We start from the raw sequence: 12,175 nt of genomic DNA, 5'->3' as shown, positions 1-12,175 counted from the left end.
GGAAGCTATTGCCAGGCTGAATGACCCGGATGATAGAGGCCTGTAAGGCAGGTTCGGATAGTGTGCAGGCTCCATAAATATTGACGCTCTGTGGTTCAAGCAATTTCCAGCGGTTTATTGGGTATAATAACCCGGAGGCTGTACAGCAGCCTCTACAATCACTGAAAATACGAAGCTAAGACGGAGGTCAAATGGAGAACGAGGCACTGCTGCAGGTTGAGAAGCTGGCACTGAAGAAACAGAAGATCTTCCGGCAAAGCATATTGCGGTATATTGCCAGAGCCATGCTCGCCAGCATGTTTATCGGATTCGGCGTTATCGTAGCGTTTAAGACCGGCAACTTCTTCTATATGGAACAATCGCCGATGACCTATCCGATGGCTGCGATTACGTTCGGCGCAGCCATCATCCTCATTTCTTACGGCGGGGGAGATTTATTTACCGGAGATACCTTCTATTACACCTACGCGGCCTTGAGACGCAAGATGGCATGGACTGAGGTAGTGCGGATGTGGGTAGTGAGCTACATCGGTAATATCCTTGGGGCTACGGCGTTCGCCCTGCTGATTTTTCTGACCGGATTATTCTATGATTCCTCTGTGAACGGGTTTCTGCTGAATGTGGTGGCTCACAAGATGGAAGCCCCGGCGCTGCAGCTGTTCTTCCGGGCTATTCTCTGTAACTGGCTCGTCTGTCTGGCCTTCTTCGTCCCGATGTCGATGAAAAGCGACGGAGCCAAAATGTTCGCCATGGTTCTATTCGTCTTCTGTTTCTTCATCTCCGGCTATGAGCACAGTATTGCCAACATGTGTACCTTCGCAATTGCCCTCGTGCTGGATCACCCCGGCACCATATCATGGGGAGGCGTTGTGCATAATCTTGTCCCGGTTACGCTCGGGAATCTCATTGGCGGCGGGGTGCTGATGGGCGTGATGTATTACTATGTGAATAAGCCGTTTCTGGATGAGGAGTCTCATTAAAGCGGCTGCCAAATAAACCAAAAAGCGTTTCTCCGGTTATGGAGGAACGCTTTTCTGCTTTTTGTTGAGATAAATATACACACAAGCTGTTTGTTCCTGCTGGAATTCATAGTAAATTTCATAGCTGTTTTAACCTCCCGATTACATTTCCTTTTAGAATGCCGGAATTACAACTAACCCTGCTTCGTCGGCTACTTATAAGGGACACAGGTTATTTGGCAGTAGCGGGTAAGAGAGGTGATTTGGAAAAACGTGAATAATTATATATTATAATGAATTAATTTCCAAATACTTTTCTTCAAATTTTACATAAAATTCATCCTGGCTTTACCAAGCATGCATTGAACAGTTCGCCCGGTAAACGTATCATTTCCAAATGATCATAACTTTCATTTGGGGGGAAAAGAAGTGAAGAAGAGGTTTAAGCTGCTAAGCCGAATGCTTGCAGCTGCATTGCTGACGGCTTCATTGTTCACCGCTGGTTATGTGCCGTTACTACCGGCCAGTGCAGAGCCTGCAGACACAGGTGCTAATCCGGCTGAGGGAACGGATAACTCAGGATCGGCATCTGCTGCAGAGCCTGCCGCCAGCGGTGCAGACGGAGAAATATCTCTTGTTGCCGGTGAGGATGCTCCCATGTCAGCTGCTGCTGCAGAGGGAGCATTGATCGCCAAGGACAGTGGATGGGTGTATCTGGATGACGGTTCTGATCAGGCTACGGTCTGGCAGGATGTCTATTTCGATGACAGCAGCTGGAAGCAGGGACAAGCCCCGCTCGGCTATGCCGGCAGCGGCAAAGGGCTGGATCTGAACACCTGGATCGGTTACGGCACGGATTCAAGCCAAAAATATACAACATCGTATTACCGCAAGGAATTTCAGATTGACGACCCGGCAGCTATCCTTAAGCTCGCGGCTACGCTGGTCCGGGATGACGGCGCAGTTGTGTATCTGAACGGTCAGGAAGTCTACCGCACGAACCTGCCGACGGGTACGATTCTCTATAATACTTATGCTTCTTCGGCCATCGGCGACGAGCGGCTCGATAATAACTTCAATATCGATCCGGCTCTGTTACTGAAGGGCACAAATGTAATTGCCGCCGAGGTACATCAGGACAGGGGCGGCAGCTCCGATACGTTTTTCTCCCTCGAACTCAACGCTTCTGCAGGGGTATCCGCCTCGAAAGACCACGGATTACTTGGTCAATATTACACCGGTACCGAGACCTTTGAGTTCGGTGATTATAAGTCCACACGAATTGATTCCCAGATTAACTTCAGCAATCTGGACCCCGTTCTCCAGACATGGACCGGACGTTCGGATGATGCAAATATCCGCTGGACAGGCCAGATCATGGCGCCGGAGTCCGGCGACTATACCTTCTATATGATCGGCGACAATGGTTTCCGGATGTGGCTGGACGACCAGCTTGTGATCGACCACTGGACTAACGACTGGGATGTGGAACAGACCAGCACTCCGATTACACTGCAAGGCGGAGTGAAGCACAACTTTAAAGTAGAATATTTCGAGGATTTCGGCGGATCGAACCTGTATCTGCGCTGGTCGGGTCCGGGGATAACGAAGCAGATTGTACCTGCCTCTGCCCTTTACCTTCCGGTTGATTACAATGGCCCTGTCTACGGCAGCGTAGATTCTGGCGGTACCAGTGTAGCACTGCAGCTCACGGGTGATCTGCAGCCGGTTTCGTCCGAGTTGGCCAGCCATCTCACAGTCAAGACGGACACAGCTGTGATCCCGCTCCTGAATGCGGTTCAAGGCAGTGCTCCAGATCAGCTTACACTGGCACTTGGCTCCATCGTGAAGCCTGGGCAGATTGTGAATATCTCCTATGACGGGCAGGCAGGACTGAAGTTTACAGACGGTACATCTGCGGGCAGTTTCGTTTATAGTCCTGATAATATGTCAGAGGCCGTGGATTACTCACCGATTGCGATTGCAATGTCCTTCCAGAATGAAGCGAAGACCAACCGGTCCTTCGCCTGGTATACAAGCTATGAAAGACCCGACAGCGCACCAGCGGGGATTATGGACAGCATTGTAGAGATCGTGCCGGCAGACCAGGACTTTGACTCCCCAGTGAAGCAGCGCTTTGTTGGAGATCCTGCTGACACCCGGGCGCTTAATCTGAAAATTACAAACTCGACAACAGGCGCTTTTATCAGCCATAAAGCGATTGCTACCGGACTTGTTCCCGGAACTGCTTATAAATACCGTGTGGGCAGTGACGGAAACTGGAGCGCCGCTGGCAGCTTCACGACTGAGGGGGAGAACGAAAAGGCATACAACTTCCTCTATATGACTGACTCCCAAGGTGCAAATACCAACGACTATGAGGTATGGGCCAAAACACTGAAGAACGGGCTGGATGATTATCCGGATGCCAAGTTCCTGGTAATGACCGGGGATCAGGTCGATGCCGGATCGCTGGAGTCACAGTGGCTGGACTATTTCGGCAAGCCGCAGAACATGCTGATGAAGCTTCCGCTTATGGCGGCTGTCGGCAATCATGAAGGGCCGTATAACGATAACTATTATTATCATTTCAACTATCCGAATGATTCAATCGATGATCCGCTTCCTCCAGGCAGTGTCTATTCCTACGACTACGGCGATGCCCATATCATGGTGCTGAACACGATGGACATGGGCTGGGACGAGCGGCAGCGTAATTCCTTCGAACAGCAGGTTGATTGGCTGAAGCGTGAGGTAGCTGTAACGGACAAGAAATGGAAAGTGGTTGCTTTCCACAAGGCGGTCTATTCGCTCGGGAACCATGCACTGGACAGTGATATTCTGGCGCTGAGAGAGAAGATGGTTCCGGTGTTCGATGAGCTGGGTATCGATGTGGTACTGCAGGGTCATGACCATACCTTCATGCGCTCGTACCAGATGTATGAGGACAAAGCGGTAACGGATATTCAAAAAAACGGCGACGGCAATCCGCTGAACCCTGACGGTACGCTGTACATGATCAATAATTCCGCCGGTACGAAATATTACGATATCCAAAAGGGTGTAAATCCGTATTATGCCAATGTATATCAGCAGCCTAAAGTACCGATCTACTCCGGCATCACGATGACGGAAGACAGCTTCACTATCAATTCGTACAAATCGGGCGATGCAGCTCCATTCGATACGTACACAATTGTCCGCGATGACAGCAAGCCCGAACCGGTGGAGGGGCTAGCAGCCAGTAGGACAGAGGACAAGGCGGCCGTACTTACCTGGGTAAGACCAGCCGACAAGAGTGACGCTGATGCCGTCAGAGGCTTCCGGATTTATGAGAAGAACGGTAAACTCGGGACGAACTGGAGTGTTTATGTACCCGTGGAAGAAGCGCGGAGCCAGTATGAATATAAGGTAACGGGAACTAATCCGGCAGTGGATTATGAGTTTGTAGTCAAAGCCGTAGACAAGCGGGACAATTCCTCGGAAGCTACCGTGTTCTCCGGCGGTGAGCATCCGGCGGCACCGACCGCTCCGGTCATTGACGATGCGCGCAACACCTTCGGCTGGACACTCGTACCTGGCTACCTTGAAGCAGCTGACTATGAATATAGCTTGGACGGAGGCGAAACCTGGCAGCCAGTCACGGTGAACCCGCAGCCGATTCATGACGGCAGCTACGCAGCAGGCATGGTGCAGGTGCGCATCAAAGGTGATATGGCAGCCGGTACGCCAGCAGGAACAGCACTGCTCTCGGATAAGCCGTTCACGCCAAATGATCATACCGATACGTACGAGATAAAGGGTGTGCTTAAGCGCGATAATCAGCTTCAGGTAGAGGTCTCACTGGATCGTCTCGCGGAGTATACCGGCAGCGCTTATGTTGTCTTCGAACTGATGGACGGAGATACTCCGCTGCTGATTAACGCTATCCCGCTTACGAGCAGCCATCTGACGATGTCCCAGTACTACAATGTGAAAGGTGAACACTACCGGGTCAAGGTATTTGTATTTGACCAGTTCAACAACAACCTGGAAGTGCCTGGACAGCTTGCGAAGCCGGTAGAACTTCAGTGATCAGGAAAGAGAGGAATCCGAAGGTGAAAAAAGTTGTAGCGGCCATTATGGTCTTATTGTTCCTGTATTCTCCTGCTGCAGTCTTCGCTGCAAACTCCTTCACGCTCCATTTGAGCGGAAAGGCGGCTGAGCGCGGCGGCAGCATCACGTTGTCTGGAACGACAGCTGGGCCGGGTGACCAGGTCGTAGTCAAAATCGTCAGCCCGGCCGGCACGGTGTTCTATATTGATGTCTTGAAGGCTGTAGACGGAGCATATGCACAGCGGTTATCAATTCCGGCAAGCCAGCTATTGGCTCCATCCGGAAGCTATAACGTCGTTGCCGGTTCCGGCGGAGCTGCATTGACGCAAGAATTCACCATTCAGGGGGAGGATAATCCGGGCCCCGGAACACCGACTGCAGCTCCAACAGCAACCCCAAGCGCGGTGCCGACTGCAACTCCAACACCGACACCGACACCGGCGCCGGATTCCGGAACTCCGAGTAATCCGGGTACGTCACAGCCCGTTAGAACGGGCAGCCCTGCTTCATCAGCGGCCAGCCCAATACCAGCCGGAGCCGGAGAAGCTTCTAATGCCCGGATCAAGCCAGAGCTGATTAAAGGAAGTTATCTGATTGGTGCAGATACGCTGGCGCAGGCTATGCAGCAAGCTGCTGGCCAGATCACAATTGAGCTTCCGGCCACGGCAGGAGAAGCTGGAGTGGCACTGGAGCTCCCGCAGCAATCGCTTAATCTGCTTAATGCAGGGAATACAGGACTTGTACTGACGGATGGAGTAAGAACGATATCTTTTCCCGCAGGTGCAATGAAGACCTCGGATGATAATCAGACCCGGTTGCGGATAGTCCTGAATGCCAGCTGGAACAAGGAAGCCCAGTCGCTGGTTGGCGGGTCTGTCCGCAGTGATGCCGCTTATGCTTCGACTGGCGTATTACTGTCGCTGGTCATTCAGATGGTAAACGGCAGCAATGTTACTGAGATCCATCAGCTGGCTCAGCCGGCAGAGGTTAGCCTCAGGCTGACACCGGAGCAGATTACCTCGATGAAGACGGAACTAGCGGGCATTTATTACGTGGACGGCAACAGTGCTGAATATGTACCTGGCACGTTGACGGCTGGAACGGTAGCCTTCAAGGCAACCCATTTCTCTGCATATGCACTGCTTGTCTATGACAAGAATTTCGCGGATATGACCGGACACTGGGCTGAGGCAGCCGTGAAATCTCTTGCCGCCAAACATCTGGTGAACGGTGTGGACGCTGCGCATTATGAACCGGCCCGCGGCATCACCCGCGCTGAGTTCGCCGCCCTGCTGATGCGGGCTGTAGAGCGTACGGGAAATGTGCCGGCTGAAGTTGCGGCAGCACCGTTCGCTGATGTGCCTTCAAATGCTTATTACGCTAAGCAGGCGGCGGAAGCCGCAGCGATGGATATCATGAACGGCTACGACGGAGCTTTCCGGCCAAGTGAACGCATTACCCGCGAGGAAGCGGCGGTAGCACTGGTTAACGCTTCGAGGTACTTCAAGCTTGGGGCAGGCGTCCAGGCAGGTAAGGCTTATACTGATGCGCGGGAAATTGCCTCTTGGGCGGCGGCCAGTGTGGCCGAGGCGGGAGCAAGCGGGCTAATGCAGGGAGACGGCACCGCATTCCAGCCGAAGAAGCAGGTCACCCGCGCTGAGGTGGCTGTAATGGTAGGCCGTCTGGTTCAGACCGGCTCTTCACTATAAGATGAAAGCGAGGGATTGGAATCTCATGCGTAAACAACTGTTCTCCATTCTGATGTCGGTTCTGGTGCTGCTTGGCTTGCTGGATTCAGTGACTGCCTTTACGGTTACGGTATCCGCCGCGGAAGCCGGTATAGAAGTAGTCCCGGCGAAGAATGTTGCACTGAATGCACAAGTTACGGCCTCAGGTCAATGCAATGTGAATGAACGGCCGCAATTTGCTGTAGACGGCAAGAACGACACGAAGTGGTGCGATAATACAACCGCCAAGATCAAATGGATGAAGCTCGACCTTGGTAAGGATTACACGATTAACCATTGGACGGTTTACAACGCCGGTATCAATGAGAGCTCGAACAGCCCGTTCTGGAATACACAGAATTTCCGGCTGCAGAAGAGCGAGGACGGCCAGAGCTGGAGCGATGTGGATGTCGTGCAGGGCAATGTGCAGACGGTCGTTGACCGGTATCTGCCCCAGCCGGTGACAGCCCGCTATCTCCGGTTCTATGTAAGCAAAGCTGCAGCGAGCGGCGATACTGTCCGGCTGTATGAGCTGCAGGTATATGGGGTAGATGCCGGGAAATATCCGGCCTATCCTGCAGTAAATCTGGACCCGGTGGATTATGTTGATCCGCTTATCAACACCCTGGGAGATAACGGTCAGACGAATCCGGGACCGTCGACGCCGTTCGGACTCGTCTCCCTGGGACCTGACAGCGACGGCGGGGCGTTCAGCGGCTATTATTATCAGGATAAATACCTGAAAGGCTTCTCGCAGGTACGTTTCAGCGGTGTAGGCTGCAGTGGGGCAGGCGGCAACATCCTGATGATGCCTGAGACGCGTTCGTTCACGAAGAATGTGAATGAATATAAGCAGCTGTACGATAAAAGCAGTGAGCAGGCTTCTGCCGGGTACTACGGTGTTACGCTGGCATCAGGAATCGGCGTAGAATTGACGGCATCGGACAATGTCGGCTTCCAGCGCTATACATTCCCGGCATCCGCGAAGACGGGTTCTGTACTCGTGGATCTCTCCAATTCCTATGCCGGAATGCTTGATGCCAACCTGAAGGTGGAAGGCAGCAATGAAATTACGGGCATGATCCAATCCAAGAACGTATGCGGCAACGGGTATTATAAGCTCTATTATTCCATCCAGTTTGACCATGATTTCGATTCCTACACCTCCTGGCAGGGCGATACAACCGGAACGGAAGCAGTCCGTACCGGGGCGAACAGCGGAGTCTGGGTTAATTTCGATACGAATGGCGGCAAAGTGATCCAGGCTAAGGTCGGTCTGTCGGCGGTAAGTGTGGAACAGGCCAGAGCCGAGGTGAAGCAGGATATTGCTGACTGGGATTTTGACGCCCAGCATGCCAAGATCCGCAGCACCTGGAGCGATGTTCTGGGCAAAGTGGAAATCAAGGATGAAGATGAAGAGAATAAGCAAGTATTTTATACGCAAATGTACCATACGTACCTGCATCCGAAGAACGTAACCAGCTCAGCCGGAACGTTCAAGGCGGGCAGGGATGAGAATACGGTACGCCAAGCTTCCGGGCTTGGTGAGGATTTTGAATACTATAACGGCTGGACGACCTGGGATGATTTCCGCAAATACTCCCTGTTCTCTGTGCTGGAGCCGCAGAAGTATAACAACATGGTGAAGTCGCTGGTTGACCTTTACAAGACCAGAGGGACCTACACGCAATGGGGGGACGGTTATTGGCCAAGCCCGACGGTGCGCAATGAATTCAACGGTGCCGTTATTCTCGATGCCTATGCGAAAGGCTTCACGGACTATGACGTGTACACGGCGCTAAAAGGAATGGCAGTCGATGCGGACAACTTCTCGATCTCGGACGGCGAAATTTCCGGCAAGCTGGAGAAGGCGAAAAGTGCCTATTTTCCGATGAAGCTTGCTGCGCTGCTGGGCGATAAGAGCACATATGAGAAATATAAGAAGCTCGCACTCTCCTATCAGAGTCTGTGGAATGAGAATCAGGTCGACGAGAACGGTGTTAAGACCGGATTCTTTACCCCGAATGGTACAACGGTAGCCAAGGGGGATGTAACCGCAGTGGACAAGTATGCCTATCAGGGCAATCTTTGGACATACCGCTGGTCCGCTACACAGGACATCAATGGTCTGGCCAAGCTGATGGGCGGCAAGACAGAAATGGCGAAGCAGCTGCAGGATTTCTTTGCCCGGAATGAGTACATGGCTATCAATGAGCCGGACATCGATGTACCCTATCTGTTCAACTACCTGGGTTATCCTTATCTGACCCAATATTATGCCAGAGAATATACTACTGAGGTGGTTACTCAGAAATACCACAACCACGGGCCGTATGCTTTCCCGATCCAATCGCGGGTCTACCGTGCTGATCCTGAAGGTTATCTGCCTTCTATGGACGACGATGCCGGGGGAATGTCCTCCTGGTATGTATACAGCGCAATGGGCCTTTTTCCCGGCAATCCGGGAGACGCCAATTTCCTGATCGGCTCACCTGTTTTCTCGGAGCTGACCCTCCATCTGGATAATGGCAAGACCTTTACTATTAAAGCGGACAATGTCTCCTCCGCCAACCGGTTCATCCAATCCGCCACCCTGAACGGTCAATCGTTTGATCAGGCCTGGATCGGCTATGATGATCTGATGAACGGGGGCACGCTGGAATTTGATATGGGAGATACGCCTAATTATGCTTGGGGAGCTTCGGCCAAATCGGCACCTCCTACAGCAGATTATGATGCTGACATTGAGAACACACTCTCCCGGAATTCATTGATCAGCGAAGGTTCAGAGTGGAAATATTATGATAAGGGCAAAGCCCCGGCGAGTGGCTGGACATTAGCGGGCTTCAATGACAGCAGCTGGTCCTCCGGGCAGGCACCGCTTGGCTACGACAACAAGGGATATGCCAGAACCGTGATCGGCTACGGCCCGGATGCAAGCAAGAAATATACGACGTCCTACTTCCGCACAACATTCAATGCATCTGAGCTGCAGGACATACTGGAGCTGGATGCCGGTCTGATCCGTGATGACGGCGCCATCGTCTATCTGAACGGACATGAGATTATCCGGACGAACATGCCGGACGGGGCTGCGGCTTATGATACCAATGCCAATGCTACAGTCGGCGACGAACGTGACTGGAACCGTTATGAGATCAATCCGGATTATCTGCAGGAAGGCATCAACGTGCTTGCCGCAGAAGTGCATCAGGTAAACTTCAGCAGCTCAGATATTGCATTTGATCTCAGTCTGGAGACAGTCAAGCAAATGATGAAGCCTGACGCGCCAACAGCTCCGCTGGTGGACGATACGGCCAATACCTTCGGCTGGACGGCGGTACAGGGCTTCACAAGCCCGGCCGACTATGAATACAGTACCAACGGCGGTGTGAGCTGGAAGACGGCTGCAGCGAATCCGCAAACGGTCGGACCGCAGGCTTTTGCGGTGGGTGCTGTACAAGTACGCATCCAAGCAAATGAAGACCGGAATGTCATGACAGGCGATGCCTTGGTTTCTAATGTCCCGTACACCTCGGACATCCTATGGGATGTGTACGATCTGAAGGCAGACGTGAAGCGCACAGGCAATATGACCGTAGAGGTATCAGGAACTCTCAAAGGAGATTATGTAGACTCGGCGGTTGCTGTAATTCAGCTGATGGACGGCGGAGAGCAGGCACTGCTGTCCAGTGCCGTACCGGTCCAGTCCGGCGGCTTCGAGCTGACGCAGAACTTCAGTGTGAACGCCAGTAGGTATCAGGTGAATGTCTACCTGGTGGACAGCTATAACGGCAACATCTACGACTCATTGTGGCTGGCTGATCCTATTGAATCGCAGCCGGAGCCGGCACCGCAGAACCCTGGTGAACCAAGTGAACCAGGCGAACCGGGAGGAGAGCAGCCGGGCGGGGAAGTTCCGTTGCCTGAACCGCTGCCGGTACCGGTGAAGCCTCCGGTTATACCTGACCCGGCGGAAGAACCGCAGCCACCGGTAGTGGATACGGGGACGGTAGAATTTGAGAACCGCACGGCCTGGTCGGATGCGGTCAATACGTTCAACAACAATAAGCTGAAAACTGAAGACGGCAATAACGGTTCGGTGGTTGCCAATACCTTTACCGGCGCGTGGCTATCCTTTGCGGATATCGATTTCGGAACCAAAGGGACAAACCGGATTACGGTCGAGTATAATGCAAACTCTGACCGTACACCGGCGGATGCGGTGCTTGAGCTGCGGCTTGGGGCTGTAGACGGCGAGCTTCTCGGCAATGTGGAGCTTAAGAATACCGGTGCAGGGTGGACGCAATATAAGGCGGCGGCAGCAATCCTGAATCGTACACTGACCGGCAAGCAGAGCCTGTTCTTCGTGCTGAAGGGCAGTACAGACAGCAATCGTCCGTATATCGCCAATCTGGACAAGTTCATGTGGGACTACCAGGCGATCCGGACCGACTACACCAAGCTGGAGCTGGAGAGCTATGATGCCTGGTCCACGGATAATAATCCGGCCAACGGCGGTCCGCTGAAGACCGAGAACGGTACCAGCGGCAAGCAGGTTGCCAATACCTTTAGCGGAGCCTGGCTGGCATACAAGGGAATGAACTTCGGCAGCACGGGCGTGAATCAGTGGTCGCTGGAGTATACAGGCAATTCAACGAATACGGCCGCAGATTCATCCGTTGAAGTCCGTCTGGGCGGAGTGGACGGTGAGCTTGCAGGCACTCTGTCAGCACCGCCGACTGCAAATGCCTGGGGGACGTACAAGACTGTGTCCGGCGCGCTGAGTAAGAATCTGACCGGCATGCAGGACATCTACCTGGTGTTTAGGGGCACAACGGATTCAACCTTCAAGTATATCGGTAATTTTGACAATGCGTCCTTCTCTCTGGCCGCAGCTGAACCGGATGTTCTTGTGGAATTTGAGAACAAGACCGTGTGGTCTGATGCCAAAAATACCTTCAACAGCAATCCGCTCAAAACTGAGGGCAACAACGGCGGAACTGTAGTGGCTAATACATTTACCGGAGCCTGGTTCTCCTTTGAGAATGTTGATTTCGGCGTACCGGGCAAGAACTACGTGTCCATCCAGTACGATGCGCCGACCAATCGTGCCCCGGCTGACATCACAGCTGAGATCCGGCTGGGCGGCAAAGACGGTACCGTGATCGGTACGGTCAGTCTGCCCAATACAGGCGGAGCCTGGGGGAACTACAAGACTGCAGGCGCTCTGCTCAGTCAGACACTGACCGGCAAGCAGCATCTGTATGTCTCACTGAAGGGCTCGACTACTTCGAGTCTGAATTATGTGGGCAACCTCGATAAACTAATCTTCACGAAGAAATGATGGAGTGATTGCTGCAGAAGGCCCATAGGAGACTTGTCTCCTATGGG

4 protein-coding genes are annotated in these 12,175 nt (G+C 52.9%); all 4 read left to right on the top strand.

Annotated elements, in window-relative coordinates:
- Window positions 1–191: 191 nt before the first annotated feature.
- Window positions 192–980, top strand: coding sequence for a formate/nitrite transporter family protein (locus GC101_RS30065; RefSeq protein WP_039299406.1), 789 nt, complete (start codon window positions 192–194; stop codon window positions 978–980).
- Window positions 981–1,388: 408 nt separating this feature from the next.
- The gene (locus GC101_RS30060) at window positions 1,389–5,033 is read left to right on the top strand and encodes a PA14 domain-containing protein (RefSeq protein ID WP_343049840.1); all 3,645 of its coding nucleotides are present in this window, start codon (window positions 1,389–1,391) and stop codon (window positions 5,031–5,033) included.
- A 23-nt stretch (window positions 5,034–5,056) separates the two neighbouring features.
- Window positions 5,057–6,763: an S-layer homology domain-containing protein gene (locus GC101_RS36825; RefSeq protein WP_171720327.1), complete on the top strand. Its 1,707-nt coding sequence runs from the start codon at window positions 5,057–5,059 to the stop codon at window positions 6,761–6,763.
- 25 nt (window positions 6,764–6,788) lie between these two features.
- Complete coding sequence (locus GC101_RS30050; protein ID WP_171720326.1) at window positions 6,789–12,128, top strand: glycoside hydrolase domain-containing protein; 5,340 nt, start codon at window positions 6,789–6,791, stop codon at window positions 12,126–12,128.
- Window positions 12,129–12,175: the final 47 nt, after the last annotated feature.

The organism is Paenibacillus phytohabitans (assembly GCF_013141775.1).
GTDB classification, from domain to species: Bacteria; Bacillota; Bacilli; order Paenibacillales; family Paenibacillaceae; genus Paenibacillus_AQ; species Paenibacillus_AQ phytohabitans.
Note: the sequence above shows the minus strand (reverse complement) of the source record. Positions and strands in the feature narration are given on the sequence as shown.